General features: G+C 67.3%; 20 protein-coding genes. 13 read left to right on the top strand and 7 right to left on the bottom strand.

All coding sequences use genetic code 11. The features are described 5' to 3' along the window. Nucleotides 1–30 precede the first annotated feature (30 nt). Both NM203_RS04015 and NM203_RS04010 read left to right on the top strand, forming a co-directional pair. Complete coding sequence (locus NM203_RS04015; protein ID WP_255058388.1) at nt 31–1,191, top strand: Rv3169 family protein; 1,161 nt, start codon at nt 31–33, stop codon at nt 1,189–1,191. Further along, entirely contained in the window at nt 1,188–2,228 is a 1,041-nt protein-coding gene (locus NM203_RS04010) for a phosphotransferase family protein (protein WP_408633292.1), read from the top strand. Before NM203_RS04015 ends, NM203_RS04010 begins: the two co-directional genes overlap by 4 nt. On the opposite strand, the gene NM203_RS04005 is transcribed toward NM203_RS04010, so the two are convergent. The 3 genes from NM203_RS04005 to NM203_RS03995 form a co-directional block, all read right to left on the bottom strand. Further along, on the bottom strand, nt 2,225–3,433 hold the full coding sequence (locus NM203_RS04005; RefSeq protein WP_255058386.1) for a cytochrome P450: 1,209 nt from the start codon (nt 3,431–3,433) through the stop codon (nt 2,225–2,227). The two genes, NM203_RS04010 and NM203_RS04005, sit on opposite strands and share 4 nt — an antisense overlap. Continuing rightward, the gene (locus NM203_RS04000; RefSeq protein ID WP_255059101.1) at nt 3,430–4,137 is read right to left on the bottom strand and encodes an acetoacetate decarboxylase family protein; all 708 of its coding nucleotides are present in this window, start codon (nt 4,135–4,137) and stop codon (nt 3,430–3,432) included. Before NM203_RS04000 ends, NM203_RS04005 begins: the two co-directional genes overlap by 4 nt. Before the next feature lie 113 nt (nt 4,138–4,250). Next, a complete protein-coding gene (locus NM203_RS03995; RefSeq protein ID WP_255058385.1) occupies nt 4,251–5,291 on the bottom strand; it encodes an LLM class F420-dependent oxidoreductase in 1,041 nt (346 codons plus the stop codon). Between the two features lie 58 nt (nt 5,292–5,349). Here NM203_RS03995 and NM203_RS03990 point away from each other — a divergent pair, with 58 nt between their 5' ends. The 6 genes from NM203_RS03990 to NM203_RS03965 all read left to right on the top strand — a co-directional run bounded on the left by NM203_RS03990 (nt 5,350) and on the right by NM203_RS03965 (nt 10,208). Next, complete coding sequence (locus NM203_RS03990; protein ID WP_255058383.1) at nt 5,350–6,354, top strand: Zn-ribbon domain-containing OB-fold protein; 1,005 nt, start codon at nt 5,350–5,352, stop codon at nt 6,352–6,354. A 6-nt stretch (nt 6,355–6,360) separates the two neighbouring features. Further along, nucleotides 6,361–7,419, top strand: a complete 1,059-nt coding sequence (locus NM203_RS03985; protein WP_255058381.1) for a thiolase family protein — start codon at nt 6,361–6,363, stop codon at nt 7,417–7,419. Then, entirely contained in the window at nt 7,419–8,600 is a 1,182-nt protein-coding gene (locus NM203_RS03980; RefSeq protein ID WP_255058380.1) for a thiolase family protein, read from the top strand. The genes NM203_RS03985 and NM203_RS03980 overlap by 1 nt, the downstream gene beginning before the upstream one ends. Beyond that, a complete protein-coding gene (locus NM203_RS03975) occupies nt 8,600–9,004 on the top strand; it encodes a nuclear transport factor 2 family protein (RefSeq protein WP_255058379.1) in 405 nt (134 codons plus the stop codon). Before NM203_RS03980 ends, NM203_RS03975 begins: the two co-directional genes overlap by 1 nt. Before the next feature lie 90 nt (nt 9,005–9,094). Beyond that, nucleotides 9,095–9,454 carry a hypothetical protein gene (locus tag NM203_RS03970; RefSeq protein ID WP_255058378.1) on the top strand — a complete coding sequence of 120 codons (360 nt, stop codon included), beginning with the start codon at nt 9,095–9,097 and terminating at the stop codon, nt 9,452–9,454. Nucleotides 9,455–9,566: 112 nt separating this feature from the next. Continuing rightward, complete coding sequence (locus NM203_RS03965) at nt 9,567–10,208, top strand: hypothetical protein (RefSeq protein ID WP_255058377.1); 642 nt, start codon at nt 9,567–9,569, stop codon at nt 10,206–10,208. A 6-nt stretch (nt 10,209–10,214) separates the two neighbouring features. On the opposite strand, the gene NM203_RS03960 is transcribed toward NM203_RS03965, so the two are convergent. After that, nucleotides 10,215–10,739, bottom strand: coding sequence for a gamma carbonic anhydrase family protein (locus NM203_RS03960; protein WP_255058376.1), 525 nt, complete (start codon nt 10,737–10,739; stop codon nt 10,215–10,217). 99 nt (nt 10,740–10,838) lie between these two features. Between NM203_RS03960 and NM203_RS03955 the strand changes: the two genes are divergently transcribed. The 4 genes from NM203_RS03955 to NM203_RS03940 are packed head-to-tail and all read left to right on the top strand — an operon-like array spanning nt 10,839 to nt 13,761. Continuing rightward, entirely contained in the window at nt 10,839–11,987 is a 1,149-nt protein-coding gene (locus NM203_RS03955) for a 3-ketosteroid-9-alpha-monooxygenase, oxygenase component (protein ID WP_255058374.1), read from the top strand. Between the two features lie 44 nt (nt 11,988–12,031). Next, nucleotides 12,032–12,451 carry a hypothetical protein gene (locus NM203_RS03950; RefSeq protein ID WP_255059100.1) on the top strand — a complete coding sequence of 140 codons (420 nt, stop codon included), beginning with the start codon at nt 12,032–12,034 and terminating at the stop codon, nt 12,449–12,451. Nucleotides 12,452–12,488: 37 nt separating this feature from the next. Further along, nucleotides 12,489–13,133, top strand: a complete 645-nt coding sequence (locus NM203_RS03945) for a sensor domain-containing protein (protein WP_255058373.1) — start codon at nt 12,489–12,491, stop codon at nt 13,131–13,133. A 13-nt stretch (nt 13,134–13,146) separates the two neighbouring features. Beyond that, complete coding sequence (locus NM203_RS03940) at nt 13,147–13,761, top strand: sensor domain-containing protein (RefSeq protein WP_255058372.1); 615 nt, start codon at nt 13,147–13,149, stop codon at nt 13,759–13,761. Between the two features lie 17 nt (nt 13,762–13,778). Here NM203_RS03940 and NM203_RS03935 read toward each other — a convergent pair whose 3' ends face one another. From NM203_RS03935 to NM203_RS03925, 3 genes are all read right to left on the bottom strand, one after another. Beyond that, entirely contained in the window at nt 13,779–14,924 is a 1,146-nt protein-coding gene (locus NM203_RS03935; protein WP_255058371.1) for a sulfotransferase family protein, read from the bottom strand. A gap of 73 nt (nt 14,925–14,997) precedes the next feature. Then, the gene (locus NM203_RS03930) at nt 14,998–15,780 is read right to left on the bottom strand and encodes an SDR family oxidoreductase (protein WP_255058369.1); all 783 of its coding nucleotides are present in this window, start codon (nt 15,778–15,780) and stop codon (nt 14,998–15,000) included. A 2-nt stretch (nt 15,781–15,782) separates the two neighbouring features. Beyond that, nucleotides 15,783–16,910, bottom strand: coding sequence for a hypothetical protein (locus tag NM203_RS03925; protein ID WP_255058368.1), 1,128 nt, complete (start codon nt 16,908–16,910; stop codon nt 15,783–15,785). 102 nt (nt 16,911–17,012) lie between these two features. Between NM203_RS03925 and NM203_RS03920 the strand changes: the two genes are divergently transcribed. Then, complete coding sequence (locus NM203_RS03920) at nt 17,013–17,939, top strand: IclR family transcriptional regulator (RefSeq protein WP_255058367.1); 927 nt, start codon at nt 17,013–17,015, stop codon at nt 17,937–17,939. The last annotated feature ends 22 nt before the right edge of the window (nt 17,940–17,961 follow it).

Raw genomic sequence — 17,961 nt, 5'->3', positions numbered from 1 at the left:
CCAGATCGTACGGCTCGTAGATAGGAACACATGGGAATCAAGGACATTGGTCGCCTGCTCGGGGCCGACGAGGGACTGAACCACCAGATCGTCGACACGTTCGCGACGCTGTCGCAGGCCGACCTCGCGTGGACCGAGAAGATCTGGGCGTCGATCGCACGCACCGACGGATCCCTGCAACTCGACTTCGGCCTGGGCAAGTACCAGAACCGCGGCATCATCGACGGCTTCGGCGGTGTCTCGCGCGGGCGCGAGCAGTGGACCGTCCGCGGCAGCCGCGAACTGCGCAGCGCGCCCGAGGACATGGCCGTCGGTCCAGTGCGCATGGAGATCGACCAACCGCTGCGCAGGATCCGCTTCCTGCTCGAACCCAATGACGTCCAACCCATCTCGTTCGACGTGACTCTGGAGGGTGTCACACCGCCGTACTTCGAGGAGCGCAACCTGGTGCGCAACCGACGCAGCGGACGCGTCGACGTCGACGTCATCCGCTACCACCAGGGCGGGTGGGCGACTGGCACCGTGACCGTCGCGGGCGAAACACACCGGATCACGCCCGACGAGTGGTTCGGATTCCGCGATCACTCCTGGGGCGTGCGGCAGGCCATCGGTGCGCCGGTCGCCGACCTCATCCCCACGCCGGCGCCTCCGCCCGGGGTGCGCGGCGGGATGAAGTGGTCACCGGCGTTCTTCCGGCGGCCCGACGGCTCGTACTACGAGACGGCGATCTTCGTCGTCGAAGGTCCTTGGGCCTACAGTTCGGCCTATCTCAACGACGCCGAGGGCAACCAGACTCCGGTCGCACGCGTCACACCGCACATCTCCTACGACCCCGCAACGCGTTTCGTGACGGGCGGGCACCTGGTCCTCGACATGCACTCCGGCGAGGAGCGTGTCGTCGAGATCGAGGCGCTCGGGAACAGTGGCTTCTTCCTGAAGACGGCCGGCTACGGCGATTGGGCCGGGCACAAGCACGGGTCGTGGAAGGGCAAGCTGCACGTCGACGGCGAGTACGTCGCCGATTGCCACAGTGACGAGAACCTCCGCCTGCTCGGGCAGTTCCGCGACACCCCCATCCGGGTCCGAGACGGTGACGCCGTCGGTTACGGCATCATGGAGAGCCTCATCTCCGGTGAGTGGCCCGAACTCGGGCTGACCGCCGCTTCCGACCACGAGGTGTCGTACACGTGACACACGCGCAGGACGTCACGGACCGGCTGACCGCGTGGCTGCGGGACGAGGTGGGTACCCACGTCCGGATCGAAGGCCTGGAGAGCGTCGAATTCGGCCACTCCGCAGAGCTTCTCGCATTCGCGGTGATCACAGCCCGAAACGATTCGGAGAGCTGTCGCGACGTGGTGCTGCGCATGCGGCCGCCCCCGCCGGCGCTACTGGAACCCTACGACCTCGACCGTCAGTTCCGTGTTCTTTCCGCGCTCGCCGGTTCGGCCGTCCGCGCTCCGTCGGTCTGCTGGTACGAGCCCACGGGCGAGATCCTGGGGCGGCCCTTCTTCGTGATGGATCGGGTCGACGGCACGGTCTACGAACTCGAGGCGCCCGAGGCGATCTCCGAACGTGGGGAGCGCATGTGCCGCAGCATGATCGAACAACTCGCGGCCGTGCACACGGTGGACGTCGCCGCAGTCGGTCTGGCCGACCTGGCCGACGGTGCGAGTCACCTGACGCGCGAACTCGAGCACTGGACCGCCGAGAGGCACCGGGTGCAGGCGGCGCCGTTGCCCGCACTCGATCGATTGCGGGCCGAACTCGAACGTGCTGCGCCGTCGCCGTTTCCGCTCGTCACCCTGGTGCACGGTGACGCGAAGCCGGGCAACTTCGCCTTCGCCGATGACGAGGTGAGCGCGGTATTCGACTGGGAGATGACGACTCTCGGCGATCCGCTGACCGACCTCGGTTGGTTGGAGCTGCTCTGGATGCAGCCCGTCGGCCTCGCCAGCCATCCCGGCGCACCCGCCATCGACGACCTACTGGCGCACTACACGGCGGTCAGCGGAATCACCCCGCAGCACCGGCCGTGGTACCGCGCGCTCGCTGCCTACAAGATGGCGGTCATCTGCCTCATCGGGTCGATGCTGTACGCCGCAGGCCACAGCACCGATGAGCGGTACGCGTTGAACGCGTACGGTATTCCCATGATCACCAAGCTCGGGCTATCCGAACTCGGCGTCACCGAAGCCCTCGACGACGGGCCGGTGCTGGCGCGTTAACCGAGCACCTTGGCAGTCGGGGTGAACACCACCGGCATGGACTCGGGGCCGCTAACGAAGTTGGCCGGCCGCAACGGGACCTCGGCTCCGTCGGCGAGCCGGAGATCGGGCAGCCGCTCGAGCACCCGCTTCGTCATCATCGACAGCTCGAGGCGGGCGAGCTGGTTGCCGAGGCAGAAGTGCGAGCCGAAGCCGAAAGCCATGTGATTGTTCGGGTTACGGTCGATCCTGAAGTTCTCCGGGTCGCCGAAGACGCTCTCGTCGAAATTCGCCGACTCGAACATCAGCATGATCTTCTCGCCCTCGCGCAACTCCGTGCCGTGGAACTCGGTGTCGGCCATCAGCGTGCGGCACATGTTCTTCACCGGTGACGTCCACCGCAGCATCTCCTCGATGGCGGCCGGCAGCTTCTGCTCATCCGCCACCAGCGCCTCCCACTGATCCCGATGCCGCAGCAGCTGTTCGGTGCCGCCGGACAGCGTGTGTCGCGTCGTCTCGTCGCCGCCGATGAGGATCAGCAGCGTCTCCATCACGATCTCGTCATCGGACATCCGCTGGCCCTCGACCTCGGCGTTCACCAGGATCGAGAACAGGTCCTCGGTGGGTTCGGTACGACGCTTGGCGATGATGTCCATGGTGAACGCGGTGTAGCCGGCGAACGCCTCCATGACCTTCTGCGCGGTCAGTTCGTCGATGTGCGAACTCAACCCGGTCACCAGGTCGTCGGACCACTCCAGAAGCAGCGCACGGTCTTCGGGCAGCACACCGAGCATGTCGCCGATCACCGCCATCGGCAGCGGTGCCGCGATGTCGCGGACGAAGTCGGCCTCCCCGCGCTCACAGACCGAGTCGATCAGCGTGTCGCACAGCGTGGCGATCGACGGCACCTTGTCCATGACGCGCTTGCGCGTGAAGCCGGAGTTAACCAGCTTGCGGCGCAACACGTGTTGCGGATCGTCCATGTCGATCATGTACGGCATGCCGGGCGTCTCGGGCCGGATCCCGCCGGTATTGGAGAACAGTTCCGGGTTGCGCTCGGCCTCCAGCACCGCCTGATGCGTGGTCGCGGCCGCCAGTCCGTTGCGGTCACGGAAGACCGGCGAGTTCTCGCGCATCCACGCATACGCCGCGCGCGCACCACCGTCGGCGTAGAAGGTGCCGTCGGTGAAGTCGACGTCGGGTTTGGTCGAAAGTAGGGCGGTCACGCGATCTCCTCCGCGTCGGCGAACGTCATCTCCACGTTGTCAGCAGAACTCGAGAACAGTGCCCGTTTCGGGAAACCCAGCGTCGCGAGTTCCCTGGCGTACGGGTGGTCGCCGAGTCGGACCGTCGCGCCGCCCGGCCGGTAGCGCACGCCGGACAGCGTCATCTCCCCCGCGGTTCGCCGCGTCACACCGTCGAGATGCGAGTAGGTCGGATGGACCTGCGGCTTCGAGGTGAAGCGCGACGGCACCGCGAAGCCGGATTTGAAGTCCATGCCCACGGCGAACTGCCCGTCGATGTCGACGTCGAAGCCGAACGGCTTGCCCTCGCGAGCCCCGGCCGGATTGTTCGCTCCGCGAACGGTGAAGTCCGCCATCACCTTCGGGTAGCCCCAGATGTTGCGGCCCGCCTCCAGCGTGAACGCCTGATCGACCGGGAGATGGTGGATGAAAGCGCCCGCGGACTGCAGCGCGCGCAACCCCGAAGCCTCGGACCCCGGCGGGTTCACCATGATGTTGGTGCCGTACTCCAGGTACTGGCCGAGGTCGCCGTCGACGTAGTGCATCAGCATCAGCACCGCGACAGCCTTACCCGGTCGGTACCGGCAGACCTTCAGACCGCTGTGGTCGATCATCCGCTGCGCGGCGTCCGCGTCCACCGAGAACATCGCCATGTGCTGCGCCGCCTTGCGGATGCGCACCGGCATCGTGACGGTCTGGCCGGCGACAGTGTGCACGGACGAGCGCTCGCGCGAGGAACCAGTGGCTTGAGTCACACGACGAATGTAGAACCCGGACTAGACACTACGCAACAAAGTGTCTAGTCGGCGGTCACCAAGCCGGCGAGATCCGTGATCTGCTCGGGCGAACGCGCACCGACGACCATCATGGTGACGCCCGCGGCCTCCCACGCCGTGATCTGCTCCTGTACGTAGGCCAGGTCTCCGACGATCGCCGAGTCGTCCACCAACTCGTCGGGGATGATCTTCGCGGCCTCGTCTTTGCGGTCACTCCGGAACAGCTTGGTCACGTCGTCGACCACCTCCGCGTAGCCCATCCGGCGGTACACGTCGGCGTGGAAGTTGGTGTCCTCGGCACCCATGCCGCCCATGTAGAGCGCGAGATGCGGCTTCATCAACTCCATGATCGCGGGCCGGTCGTCGGTGACCACCACCTGCGCCGTCGCGCAGATCTCGAACGTCTCGCGGGTGCGACGCGCACCGGGCCGGGCGAAGCCCTCGTCGAGCCACTCGTTGTACATGCCCGCGATGCGGGGCGAGTAGAAGATCGGCAGCCAGCCGTCGCAGATCTCCGCGGCCAACGCCACGTTCTTGGGACCTTCGGCGCCCAGCATCACCGGGATGTCCGCGCGCAGCGGATGGGTGATCGGCTTGAGGTTCTTGCCCAGCCCCGTGGTGCCCTCGCCCGTCAGCGGAAGCGGGTAGTGCGGACCGTCGCTGTGTACCGGCGCCTCCCGCGCCCACACCTGGCGCAGGATGTCGACGTACTCGCGGGTGCGGGCCAGCGGCTTCGGGAACTTGGCGCCGTACCAGCCCTCGACCACCTGCGGACCGGACACACCGAGGCCGACGATGTGCCGCCCGCCGGAGAGGTGGTCGAGGGTCAGTGCGGCCATCGCGAGCGCGGTGGGCGTGCGCGCCGAGAGTTGGAGCACCGACGTGCCGAGCCGCATGCGGGTCGTCTCCCGACCCCACCAGGCCAGCGGCGTGTAGGCGTCCGAGCCCCACGCCTCGGCGGTGAAGACGGTGTCGAAACCGGCCGCCTCCGCCGTCGCGACCAGTTCGGCGTGGTTGTCCGGCGGCTGCGCGCCCCAGTATCCGAGTTGCAAACCGAGCTTCATAAGCACACCTTCCGACACGTCCTTGCAACCATTATTAGAACCTGTTCTACTTCATTCCGTGAGTGCCAGCCAAAGCAGCCCGGCCCAGAGTCCACCTGTGACGGAAGATCATCTGCCACCACTTTCCGCTCCGCTGAAACTGTCTTTCGACTACACCCGTTCAGTTGGTCCGGTGCTCGGTGCGTTCTTCACCGCGCTTCGCAGCCGACGAGTTGTCGGCGTGCGCGGGTCCGATGGCCGGGTGCATGTTCCGCCTGCCGAGTATGACCCGGTCGACTATGCGCCACTGACGGAGGTCGTCCCGGTGAGCAGCGTCGGAACGGTCGTGTCGTGGACGTGGCAGCCGGAGCCCCTGGAGGGGCAGCCGCTGCAGCGGCCGTTCGCCTGGGCGCTGGTGAAACTCGACGGCGCGGACACCCCGATCCTGCACGCCGTGGATGCGGGCTCATCCGACGCGATCAGCACCGGGGCCAGGGTGCACGTCCATTGGGCCGACGAACCGGTCGGAGCCATCGGTGACATCGCCTACTTCGCCCTCGGTGAGGACGCGGAACCCGTCTCGGACGAGCCCGCCGACCGCGAGCCGATCACCATGCTCGTCATTCCCAGCTCGCTCGAGATCCAGCACACCGCGTCACTTCCCGAGAGCACGTTCCTGCGCGGACTGGAGCAGGGCAAGCTGCTCGGCGCGCGGACCGGCGAGACCGGGAAGGTGTACTTCCCGCCCAAGGAGGCCGACCCGGCCACGGGGCTGGAACTCGACACCTACGTCGAACTGCCCGACAAGGGCACCGTCACCACGTTCGCCATCATCAACATCCCGTTCCCCGGCCAGCGCATCAAGCCGCCCTACGTCGCGGCCTACGTGCTGCTCGACGGCGCCGACATCCCGTTCCTGCACCTGGTCACCGAGATCGACCCCGCCGACGTGCGGATGGGCATGCGGGTCCAGGCGGTGTGGAAGCCCCAGGAGGAATGGGGTCTCGGTATCGACAACATCGACTACTTCCGGCCGACGGGTGAGCCCGACGCCGAGTACGACTCCTACCGCCACCACCTCTGAGGACTCATGACTGACGTAGCAGTAGTGGGTTTCGCCCACGCTCCCCATGTGCGCCGCACCGAAGGCACCACCAACGGCGTCGAGATGCTGATGCCGTGTTTCCACCAGCTCTACGAAGAGCTGGGCATCCAGCAGACCGACATCGGATTCTGGTGCTCCGGATCATCGGATTACCTTGCCGGGCGGGCGTTCTCGTTCATCTCGGCGATCGACTCGATCGGGGCGGTACCGCCGATCAACGAGAGCCACGTCGAGATGGACGCGGCGTGGGCGCTCTACGAGGCCTACATCAAGATCCTGACCGGCCAGGTCGAGACGGCACTCGTCTACGGGTTCGGCAAGAGCTCGGCTGGGGTGCTGCGCCGGATCCTCGCCCTGCAGACCGATCCTTACACCGTCGCTCCGCTCTGGCCGGACGCCGTGTCGATGGCCGGCCTGCAGGCCCGCCTCGGCCTGGACTCCGGCAAGTGGACCGCAGAGCAGATGGCACAGGTCGCGCTCGACTCGTTCGCGGCCGCCCAGCGCACCGACCGCGAGCCACCCGCGAAGTCCATCGACGAACTGCTGGCCCGGCCGTACTTCGCCGACCCGCTGCGCCGACACGACATCGCACCGATCACCGACGGTGCGGCCGCGATCGTGCTGGCCGCCGACGGCAGGGCCCGCGAGCTGCGCGAGAACCCGGCGTGGATCACCGGAATCGAGCACCGCATCGAGACCCCGGTGCTGGGAGCCCGCGACCTCACGGTCTCGACGTCCACCGCGACGTCAGCGGCCATCGCGACCGGTGGGGACGCCTCGTCGATCGAGGTGGCCGAACTCCACGCGCCGTTCAGCCACCAGCAGCTGATCCTGACCGAGGCGATCGGGCTGGGCGCTGACACGAAAATCAACCCGTCGGGCGGGGCGCTGGCCGCCAACCCGATGTTCGTCGCAGGCCTCGAACGCATCGGCTTCGCGGCGCAACACATCTTCAACGGCACGGCCACCCGCACGCTGGCGCACGCCACCAGCGGCGCAGGCCTGCAGCAGAATCTGGTCGCCGTGCTGGAAGGGAAGAACTGATGGCCGGTAGGAACGCCGCGGTCCTGGGCACGGGACAGACGAAGTACGTCGCCAAGCGGCACGACGTATCGATGAACGGTCTGGTCCGCGAGGCGATCGACAGGGCACTGGAGGATTCGGGCTCGACGTTCGACGACATCGACGCCGTGGTCGTGGGCAAGGCGCCCGACTTCTTCGAGGGCGTGATGATGCCCGAACTGTTCATGGCCGACGCCGTGGGCGCGACGAACAAACCGCTGATCCGGGTGCACACCGCCGGTTCGGTGGGCGGGTCCACAGCGATCGTCGCCGCCAGCCTGGTGCAGTCCGGCAAGTACAAGCGCGTGCTGACCATGGCGTGGGAGAAGCAGTCGGAGTCGAATGCCATGTGGGCGTTGAGCATTCCGGTGCCGTTCACCAAGCCGGTCGGCGCGGGTGCCGGTGGCTACTTCGCTCCGCACATCCGCGCGTACATCCGGCGCTCCGGTGCACCGAACCACATCGGCGCGATGGTGGCGGTCAAGGACCGCCTGAACGGGGCGAAGAACCCGCTGGCCCATCTCCACCAGCCCGACATCACCCTGGAGAAGGTGATGGCGTCGCCGATGCTGTGGGACCCGATTCGCTACGACGAGACCTGCCCGTCCTCCGACGGCGCCGCGGCGATGGTGATCGGCGATGAGAACGCAGCGGAGGCTCGAATCGCCGACGGCCATCCCGTCGCGTGGATCCACGCCACCTCGCTGCGCACCGAACCCCTGGCCTACTCCGGCCGCGACCAGGTCAACCCGCAGGCCGGCCGCGACGCCGCGGCGGCGCTGTGGAAGGCGGCGGGGATCACCAGCCCGATCGACGAGATCGACGTCGGCGAGGTGTACGTCCCGTTCTCGTGGTACGAACCGATGTGGCTGGAGAACCTCGGCTTCGCGCCCGAGGGCGAGGGATGGAAGCTCACCGAAGCCGGCGAGACCGCGATCGGCGGACGCATCCCGTTCAACCCGTCGGGCGGCGTGCTGTCGTCGAACCCCATCGGCGCGTCGGGCATGATCCGCTTCGCCGAATCCGCCATCCAGGTCATGGGCAAGGCCGGCGACCACCAGGTCGAGGGCGCCCGCAAGGCGCTCGGCCACGCCTACGGTGGCGGCGCGCAGTACTACTCCATGTGGGTGGTCGGGGCGGACAAGCCGGCCGCCACGTCCTAGTGACCGAGAGCGCTGTCCACCGTGCCGGGCGACTGTCCCGTGAGGCCGCAATGGCCGGTGACAAGGACGCGTGGCTGGCGTTGTTCGCCGACGACGCGATCGTCGAGGACCCGATCGGGCCGTCGCACTTCGACCCGGAGGGCAGGGGCCATCGCGGCAAGGAGGCGATCGCGAGGTTCTTCGACATGGCGATCGCGCCCAGTCGGCTGGAGTTCCACTTCGAGAAGACCTACGAGTGCGGCCTCGAGGAGGCCAACGTCGGTCACATCGTCATCGTCGCCGGTGGGTTCCGCGTCGTGGCCGAGGGCGTCTTCACCTATCGCGTGAACGCCGACGGTCAGATGGCCGCGTTGCGGGCGTACTGGGATGTGAACGCGGCGACGGCGAGCGCCCGGAGAATCTGACGCGAAAAAAGTGTGCGAGTGATGCGCGCACCTGGCTCCTTTCTGCGAGTGCGACCCACAAGGGCCGCAACCGACCAGAAGGAGTACGACATGAGCACCATCATCAAGGCGATCGGCACCGCGGCGGCCACCCTCGCGGCGCCGGCGATCCTCGTCGCGGGAGCGGGCAGCGCCCAGGCGGCCTCGACACTCGACACCACCAGCGACGCGGCGGGCGTCACCGTCGAGGTCACCTCGACGGGCAGTCAGGGGCTGTGCTTCTACAGCGCCGAGCCGTGGTTCGGCTGGAAGACCGTCGTGCCGCCGCTGCCCGTGTACAAGGTGCCGTTCGTCCTGCAGGCCAACCAGAGCCACAACCTGTGGTTCCCCGGCATCCAGACCGGCACCACCTGGAAGGCCAAGGTCGAGTGCACCATCGGCGGGGTGGACTTCTTCAACCCCACCTACTGAGCGCCGTCGGCGGCGGGGTTTTTGCCCCGCCGCCGATGACCCGCGTACCGTGGAAGACGGCTCCGATCCAATCCCGTTGCCAATCCCCCAATTTGAGTTGCCTTGCTCACACATGCGTTCACCCAGTAGCCCCGTCCACACCAGCCGCCTCGTCGCCGCCGCCGCCCTGCTCGCCATCGGCGTCAGCGCGTGTACACCCGCCGAACAGGGCGGTGCCACCAGCACCGCACCGGCGCTGCCGGCGTTCACGACCACCAGTCCCACGACCTCGACGACGACACCGACCGCCGAGGCGACCGACTACGGGCGCCTGCTGCTGACCGCCGACGACCTCAGCGACGCCGAGGACACGTTCGTCGAACGGACCAAGACGGCGACACCGGATGGCGTGCCCGGTTCCAGCGCCTTCTTCGTCAACGAGAAGGACACCCGCGCGATCACGGACACCGTGCTGATCTACCCGGACGCGGCAACCGCGACCGCGATGCTCAAGCAGGCGACGGACACGCTGGGCACGCTCGTCTCGGGTGGCACCCCTAAGTCGGCGAACGTCGGCGCAGACAGCGTCGTGGTCAGCGGTACCAAGCCGGACGAGGAGTCGGCCGTCACCGTGTTGCTGTTCACGGAGGGCCGCGCGCTGGTGCGGTTGAGATTCGAAAGCGCCACCGGCGACGCGACCACGGACCGTTTCGTCACGAGCGTCGGCAAGATGCAGCGGATCGCGCTGCGGATCGGGTTGGCCGACGAGCAGTAGCGGGTGCTACACCGCCTCGAAGCCGGTCTGATACCGCCGAGCGAGATCCTGGTACGCGCCGGGATTCACGTTCACCCAGTATTCGGCACCGGTGCCCGCGATGGGGCCGCGCACCTTCGCGGGCACGCCCGCGACGAACACCTCGTCGGGGATCTTCGTCTGCGCGGTCACCAGCGCGTGCGCGGCGACGAGGCTGCGCCGGCCGATGACGGCGCCGTCGAGCACGGTCGCGTGGTTGGCGATCAGCGCCTCCTGGCCGACGTGCACGCCGTGAATCACGCAGCAGTGCGCGATGGTGGCACCGGGTCCGACGTCGGTCGGGATGCCCGGCGGTGCGTGCAGCACGCTGCCGTCCTGCACGTTAGCGCCTTCCCGGATGATGATCGGTGCGTAGTCCGCGCGCAGTACGGCGTTGAACCACACCGACGCGCCGGCGTGGACGTGCACGTCACCGATCAGGACGGCGGTGGGGGCGATGAACGCGCCCTCGTCGACTTTGGGTGCCCGACCTTCGAATGAGTACAGCGGCATCGTCTACGTATACCGCAGTTCAGCCTGCCTGCATTGCGCGTCGAGGGGCAAAAACTGTAACGTGTTCTAGTTAGAGAGCTCAGAAACGGGAGGCCCGGCATGAGTACTGAAACAGCAGGTGTCCGCGAGATCGACACCGGAGCGCTGCCCGACCGGTATGCGCGCGGCTGGCACTGCCTCGGGCCGGTGGCGGATTTCCGCGACGGCAAGCCGCACGGCGTCGAGATCTTCGGCACCATGCTCGTCGTCTTCGCCGACTCCAACGGCGAGCTCAACGTCCTCGACGGCTACTGCAGGCACATGGGCGGCAACCTGTCACAGGGCACCATCAAGGGTGACACCGTGGCGTGCCCGTTCCACGACTGGCGCTGGGGCGGCGACGGCAAGTGCAAGCTGGTCCCGTACGCCAAGCGCACCCCGCGGTTAGCCAGGACCCGCGCCTGGGAGACCGACGTGCGCGGCGGACTGCTGTTCGTGTGGCACGACGTGGAGGGCAACCCGCCGCCGCCCGAGGTGCGGATCCCCGAGATCCCCGAGGCCGCTGACGACGAGTGGACCGAGTGGCGCTGGAACACGATGCTCATCGAGGGCAGCAACTGCCGCGAGATCATCGACAACGTCACCGACATGGCGCACTTCTTCTACATCCACTACGGCCTGCCGACGTACTTCAAGAACGTCTTCGAAGGCCATATCGCCAGCCAGTACCTGCACAACGTGGGCAGGCCCGACATCAACGACATGGGCACCACCTACGGCGAGGCGCACCTCGACTCGGAGGCGTCGTACTTCGGCCCGTCCTTCATGATCAACTGGCTGCACAACAACTACGGCGGCTTCAAGGCCGAGTCGATCCTGATCAACTGCCACTACCCCGTCACCCAGAACAGCTTCATGCTGCAGTGGGGCGTCATCGTCGAGAAGCCCAAGGGCCTCGACGAGAAGACCACCGACAAACTGGCCCGCGTGTTCACCGAGGGCGTGTCCAAGGGCTTCCTGCAGGACGTCGAGATCTGGAAGCACAAGACCCGCATCGACAACCCGCTGCTGGTCGAGGAGGACGGCGCGGTGTACCAGATGCGCCGCTGGTATCAGCAGTTCTACGTGGACGTCGCGGACATCTCGCCCGACATGGTCGACCGCTTCGAGATGGAGGTCGACACCACGGCGGCCAACGAGAAGTGGCATGTCGAGGTGGAGGAGAACCTCGCCGCGCAGAAGGCCGCCGAGCAGCAACCGGCGACGTGAGCACTGAAAGCGACGCGCCCGACGTCGACCGGCTGGCCCGGTCGATGCTGCAACTCGCCGGTCACGACGACGAGGACGGCCACGAGCACGCCACCGGATCCGGCAGCGGTTCCGGTTCGTGGTCGAAGGCGCCCGACTTCGCCGCGGACCCGCAGCGCGCCGCCGCGGTCCGCGAGGCCAGCGCCCGCGATCGCGAGCGCTACCTGACGGCGGGCCTCGTTCCGGTCGACTGCCGGTTCTGCCACGCCACGGTGTCCGTCAAGAAGCTCGGGCCCGGACATACTGCGGTGCAATGGAATTCGGCTGCAACGCAGCGCTGCGCGACGTTCGCGGAGTTGCGAGCGACCGGCGGGGACAGCAGTCGAAGTCGGGCCTGTCCGCGGCTTGCGGACAGCATCAAGCACGCGGTCGCCGAGGGCTGTCTCGAAGAGGTCTGCAGCGCACCCCCGCCCGGCGACGGTTAGACCCGCCGACCGGTGTCTTAGTCCCTAAACTGTCGCCATGGGCAAAGGGGCGGTGATTGTGGCGCTGTGTGCGGTCCTCGTCGGCTGCACACGTGTCATCGACACGCCCCCGCCGGCCAGCGGACCACCGATCGCACCCATCGCCGCCGGGCAGATCGAGGACCTGCTGAGCGACGACGCCCAGAAGGGTGACGACGGCAACCTCTTCGTCACCGTCGAACCCGAGGATTGCGCGGGCGTGGCGCGTGAGGTCGACCCGCCCTTCATCTTCGACGCGAAGCCCGCCGCCCACAGCGGCGGGCACTGGGACGCCGAGGTCGGCGGCCGGGTGGTGTACGTCGAGGAAATCGTCGCGATCTACCACGCCGACTTCGACGCCCGCGCTCGCGTGGCCGACGTTCGCCGCACCATCGAGTCCTGCCGGAACACCCCCCTGACGATCACCGCGATGGACGGGGACTCCTACGTCTTCGCAATGTCGCAGGCCGCCGAAAGCGAGTCTCCCGAGGTCGTGCTGTGGTCGTTCACCGCGAATTCCTGGGCGTGCGACAACACCTACGTCGCTGCGCACAACGCGGCCATCGAGATCACCACGTGCTCGGAGATCAACGGCTACGACGTCTCCGCACTGGCCGAGGACGCCCTCAAGAGGATCGACGCACTTGCGAACACGAAGCTGTAGTGCCGTTGCGGCCGTGGCCCTGCTGCTCGCCGGATGCACGAGGGTGGTCGACGATGCGCGTCCGGCGTCGCAGCGCGCGGTGGCGCCCATCACCGCGGGGCAGGTCAGCGACCTGCTGAGCGAGAAGGCCGAAGAGGACACCGAGCCCAACCTGTTCGTCACCGTCGACCCCGAGCAGTGCGCCGGCCTCGCGCGTGAGGTCGATCCGCCCTTCATCTTCGGCATCACGACCCCCGCGGCGCACGACGGCGGGCACTCCTTCACCGACGACGAGAAGCATTCGGTGCAGGAGATGGTCGGTGTGTACCCCGCCGACTTCGACGCGCAGGCCGCGCTCGCCGAGGTCTCCCGCATGATCGCGGACTGCCAGGGTGAATCGCTGGCGGTCACCACGATGGAGAAGGACACGCTGTACTTCCAGCCGAGACCCGCCGCCGACTCCGGGGTGCCGGAGATCGTGCTCTGGTCCCTCGGCGGACGCAGTTGGGCGTGCGACAACGCGTTCATCGCCGCACACAACGCGGCCGTCGAGATCACCGCGTGCGGGGAGACCAACGGCGCCGACGTGCTGGCGCTGGCGAAGGACGCGTTGACGAGGATCAACGCGCTGGCGAACGCGACCCTCTAGCCGGCGGATCCACCGCTCTACAGCCCGGCGAAGCGCGCCTTCACCTCGTCGGCCGTGAGCCCGTAATCCTCGAGAGCGTAGGTGTGCTTGGGCGCCCGCGGGCCCTGCTGGCTCGCGGTGTGGCTGTCCACGATCGCCGCACGGGCGGCCTCGGTGAACTCGATGTCGAAGTGCCGATAGATGTTCTCGACGCTGGCGATCGGGTCCTTGATGAAGTCGGAGTAGTCCAGATCGTAGAACTGGGCCGGATCCTGTTGCGCGCGTGCGGCGTCGAACAGCCGCAGGCCACGCGACCACGTCTCGAGGGCGTCCGAGCCGATCAGGTCCCCGTGGAAGCTGTTCGACCAGCCCTCGGTGGTGTGCTGCGACAGCGAGCACATCGACGCCATGATGGTCTCGGCCGGGCGGTGGCACTGCACGACGAGCGCGTCGGGGTAGGTGGCGAACAGCGCGTCGAGGGCGAACAGGTGACTGGGGTTCTTGAGCACCCAACGCTTCTCGGGCTCGTTCAGCCCGATCAGCTGCAGGTTGCGCCGGTGCCTGCGATACGGCTTCGTCCAGTCCTGCCGAGACAGCCACTGCGAGTACGTCGGCAGGTGCGCCAGCGTCTCGTAGGACACCGAGTGCAACGACTGGCGCAGCAGCTGCCAGCACTCCTCGACCTCGTCGGCCGTCATGTAGTGCAGACCGGTGTAATCCGGATTCTCCTCGTGGGCCTTGGCGAACTGGGCGTCGATCTGGTTGAACACCGGGTTCTGCGACCAGGTTTCGCGAGGCGGCCGCGGCTGCGGGAACTCCGCGAGCCACAGCTCCAGTCCCTGGTGGCGGGGGTCGGCGGTCAGCAGCCGATGGATCAGCGTGGTGCCGGTCCTCGGCAAACCGGTGACGAAGATCGGCCGTTCGATGGGCACGTCGACGTGTTGCGGGTACTGCGCGAACGCCGCCTCTGAGACCAGCCGGGCGACCAGCGCGTTGCGGACGAAGAACCGGTTCATCTTGCTGCCGAGCTCGGTCAGGTCGGCATCGCGGCGATACGAGTCCAGCAGGACGCCGAGAGCTTCGACGTAGTTGTCGTCGTCGGAACCGAAGTCGTCGAGACCGCAGGCCTTTGTCGCCGAGGCTTTGAGGTCGTCGACGGTGCCGGGGTCGGTGCGCGGACTCATTGCTCGACTCCTCCTCGCTCCGGTCCTCGCTCGTACCTCGCTGCGATCCTCACTCGTTGTCGTCTTCGCACACTCATGCCTTGTACTCCCCGCAGTTCACATCCAGTGCCTGACCGGTGATACCGCTGGACAGGTCGCTGGCCATGAAGATGATGGACGACGCCACCTCGTCCTCGGTCGGCAGCCGCTTCAGGTCGCTGTTGACCGCGGCGGCGTTGTAGATGTCGTCGACCGACGTGCCGTACTTCTTCGCCTGGTGCTCGAAATAGCCCTGCAGGGTGCCACCCCAGATGTAGCCGGGCAGAACGGAATTGACCCGGATCCCCTGCTCACCGAGCTCGGTGGCCAGCGACTGCGACATCGCCAGCAGGGCCGACTTGGCCATCTTGTAGGCGCCGTACTTCGCCTGTGAGTGCCGCACCACCATCGAGTTCACGTTGACGACCGACCCCTTGGCCTCGGCCAGTGCCGGCGTGAAGCCCTGGATCATCCGCAGCGCGCCGAACACCGTCAGCTCGATGGCGTCGTTCATGTGCTCGAAGCTGGTGTTGGCCAGCGGCCGCATCGACGGCACCTTGAACGCGTTGTTGATCAGCACGTCGACTTTGCCGTACGCCTTCAGCGTCTCGGCCACGAGGTTGTCCACCTGCGCGTCATCGGTGATGTCGGTGCCGATCGACACCGCTCGCCTGCCGAGCTCGGTGACCTGCTTGGCCACGTCCTCGAGCCGCTCGACGGTGCGCGCCGCCAGCACCAGATCGGCCCCCTCCTCGGCGCAGCGCCTTGCCAGCGTGGTGCCCAGCGCGGGGCCCACCCCACTGATGACCACGACCTTGTCAGCTAGCAGTCCACTCATGGTCAACCCACCATCCTTTCGCCGATCTGCTTCTGCCGCAAAGCGATCCGCTCGCGCCAATCCTGTTCGGAGATCTTGTTGTGGTCGTGGTACGGCAGCGCGCCGGCCACCTCGTCGACACCCATCACCTCGAGCGTCGGGCCGTCGGCTTCGGTCAGTTCGCGCGACACCCGCTGCCAGCGGAACTGCAGGTAGCCGCGTCCATGTCCCAGCGTTTCGCACCAGTTCGTCACGCCGGGGTTGGCGTCGGCGACGACGATGCGGATCTTGCCGTCCGGATCCGCTTGCGCCTGAGTGCCGTTGAGTGAGGTCTGGTGGTTGATGTAGTCCAGCGAGATGTACCAGAGGCTGCCGAGTTGGAAGCCCAGATACGGCGCGTCGGAGACCGGCAGCGTGATGACGATCGCCTGATCCGGCGCGAGGTCGTAGTGACCGACGGAGGAGTACTGCGTGGCCAGCCCGCCCGGCGTCAAGCGCGGCGCGGTCAGGGTGTTCACGGGCAGGTTGTCGTAGAACCACTTCGGGAACTGCAGCCACGTCTTCACCCGCTGCACCAGTTGCTTGCCCGCCACCGCGTAGCGCTTCTCGATGAGTTCCCTGCTGAGCGGTGGCGGCGCCGTACCCGCGGTGTCGGTGCGCGCGATAGCGAAGGTCCCGCGCTGCGCTGACCAGTCGTTGTAGACCTCGCGAATCACCAACTGCGACGGCGTCTTCGGACTGAATCGCCACTCGAAGGTGCCGTCGTCGGCGATATCGAGCCTGCGGTCGTCGAAGGCCGTGTCACTGTCGGGCACGTTGTCGTCCGTGTACTCCCCGCCGAGCAACTGGAAGCTCACGTCGGTGGTGGCGCCGCGGGTGCCGGTGACGACGTACTCGTGGCCGGGTTGCACGCGCGTGCCGAAGTACATGGTGTCGGGGTTGTCGAGCCCCATCTTGGTGAACGGGCCGGTGCCGCTGTGCAGGAACGGGTGGTCGCGGTCGTAGTCGAACGCGACGTGCGTGCACGCGGCGATGCAGCCGGCCAGATACTGCAGTCCTTCGAGCAGGTCCGCCTCGGACTCGATGAACGGCGCCTCGGAGACCAGGCGCTCGGCCTCGGCGATGGCCTCGGCCAGAGGAGTTGAATACATCGGCGTCCTTGCCTCTATCGGTCCAATATTCGACCGAGATGGTAGAGTTTCCGACCTGACACTAGAACGTGTTCTAAAAACAGTCAACGGCCGGGAGGGTCGATGGACAGCTCGAATCGGCCGTCTCCCCCGACCGAGCGCGTCGTCACGATCCTCGACTTCCTCGCCGCACATCCGCATGACAGCTTCGGACTGTCGGAGGTGGCCCGCCGTACCGACCTGAGCAAGCCGACGTGCCTCGGCATCCTCACCACGCTGGTCGACGCCGATTACCTGTTGCGCGACGCGCAGGACAAGACGTACCGACTGGGGCCGCGGCTGATCGCGCTGGGCCACACCGCACAGGAGTCGATGCGCGTGAATCCGGCTGCGCGCGAGGAACTCCGCCGACTATCGGTGGCGTTCGACACCACCGCAGCGCTGACCGCGGTGATCGACGACCGCATCACGCTGCTGGAACTGGTCGGGCCCCGGGGCCACGACGTCGGGGATTCGGCGGGCAGGAGCGCAGCGACCAGGGGGTCGGTACGGGTCGGCCAGAGCTATCCGTTCGCGCCGCCCGTCGGGCTGATGTTCGTGCTGTGGGATGACGACGCCCTGCGTGCCTGGCTGGCCAAGGAGCCCACGATCCCGCTGCGCACCGACTCGGAGCGCCTCGAGCGGGTCATCCACGACTGCCGCGAATCCGGGTATCTCGTCGAGCGGATGACCCCCGGCGGTCGGCGGCTGTACGCGCTGATGGCGGGCATGTCGAGCACGCTGCCCGACGAGTTGCGCGCCCTGCTCGGCGAGCTGATCTCCGATATCGGCGAGCGGGTGTACCTGCGCAGCGAGGCGGCCGGGGGTCGGCAGCGCTCGGACATCAGCGTCATCTCCGCACCGGTCTACGACCACCACGGACACCAGGCGATGGTCGTCTCGTTGCAGATCGGTCGCGCCCTCACCGACGCCGAGATCGGCAAGCGGGCGCGTGGACTCCTCGTCGCGGCGCGCGCTCTGACCACCCGACTCGGCGGTACGCCGCCGTAGCCGAACCCGTTGACATCCACCC

The organism is Mycolicibacterium arenosum (genome assembly GCF_024320865.1).
Classification (GTDB): Bacteria; Actinomycetota; Actinomycetes; order Mycobacteriales; family Mycobacteriaceae; genus Mycobacterium; species Mycobacterium arenosum.
Note: the sequence above shows the minus strand (reverse complement) of the source record. Positions and strands in the feature narration are given on the sequence as shown.

What these genes read in the sequence shown, in the direction of transcription:
- NM203_RS04015 (WP_255058388.1), top strand. Translation starts at nt 31, where the DNA reads ATGGGAATCAAGGACATTGGTCGCCTGCTCGGGGCCGACGAGGGACTG.
- NM203_RS03985 (WP_255058381.1), top strand. Translation starts at nt 6,361, where the DNA reads ATGACTGACGTAGCAGTAGTGGGTTTCGCCCACGCTCCCCATGTGCGC.
- NM203_RS03960 (WP_255058376.1), bottom strand. Translation starts at nt 10,739, where the DNA reads ATGCCGCTGTACTCATTCGAAGGTCGGGCACCCAAAGTCGACGAGGGC.
- NM203_RS03930 (WP_255058369.1), bottom strand. Translation starts at nt 15,780, where the DNA reads ATGAGTGGACTGCTAGCTGACAAGGTCGTGGTCATCAGTGGGGTGGGC.
- NM203_RS03935 (WP_255058371.1), bottom strand. Translation starts at nt 14,924, where the DNA reads ATGAGTCCGCGCACCGACCCCGGCACCGTCGACGACCTCAAAGCCTCG.
- NM203_RS03945 (WP_255058373.1), top strand. Translation starts at nt 12,489, where the DNA reads ATGGGCAAAGGGGCGGTGATTGTGGCGCTGTGTGCGGTCCTCGTCGGC.
- NM203_RS03970 (WP_255058378.1), top strand. Translation starts at nt 9,095, where the DNA reads ATGAGCACCATCATCAAGGCGATCGGCACCGCGGCGGCCACCCTCGCG.
- NM203_RS03950 (WP_255059100.1), top strand. Translation starts at nt 12,032, where the DNA reads ATGCTGCAACTCGCCGGTCACGACGACGAGGACGGCCACGAGCACGCC.
- NM203_RS04000 (WP_255059101.1), bottom strand. Translation starts at nt 4,137, where the DNA reads ATGCCGGTGCGCATCCGCAAGGCGGCGCAGCACATGGCGATGTTCTCG.
- NM203_RS03925 (WP_255058368.1), bottom strand. Translation starts at nt 16,910, where the DNA reads ATGTATTCAACTCCTCTGGCCGAGGCCATCGCCGAGGCCGAGCGCCTG.
- NM203_RS03955 (WP_255058374.1), top strand. Translation starts at nt 10,839, where the DNA reads ATGAGTACTGAAACAGCAGGTGTCCGCGAGATCGACACCGGAGCGCTG.
- NM203_RS03980 (WP_255058380.1), top strand. Translation starts at nt 7,419, where the DNA reads ATGGCCGGTAGGAACGCCGCGGTCCTGGGCACGGGACAGACGAAGTAC.
- NM203_RS03920 (WP_255058367.1), top strand. Translation starts at nt 17,013, where the DNA reads ATGGACAGCTCGAATCGGCCGTCTCCCCCGACCGAGCGCGTCGTCACG.
- NM203_RS03995 (WP_255058385.1), bottom strand. Translation starts at nt 5,291, where the DNA reads ATGAAGCTCGGTTTGCAACTCGGATACTGGGGCGCGCAGCCGCCGGAC.
- NM203_RS03965 (WP_255058377.1), top strand. Translation starts at nt 9,567, where the DNA reads ATGCGTTCACCCAGTAGCCCCGTCCACACCAGCCGCCTCGTCGCCGCC.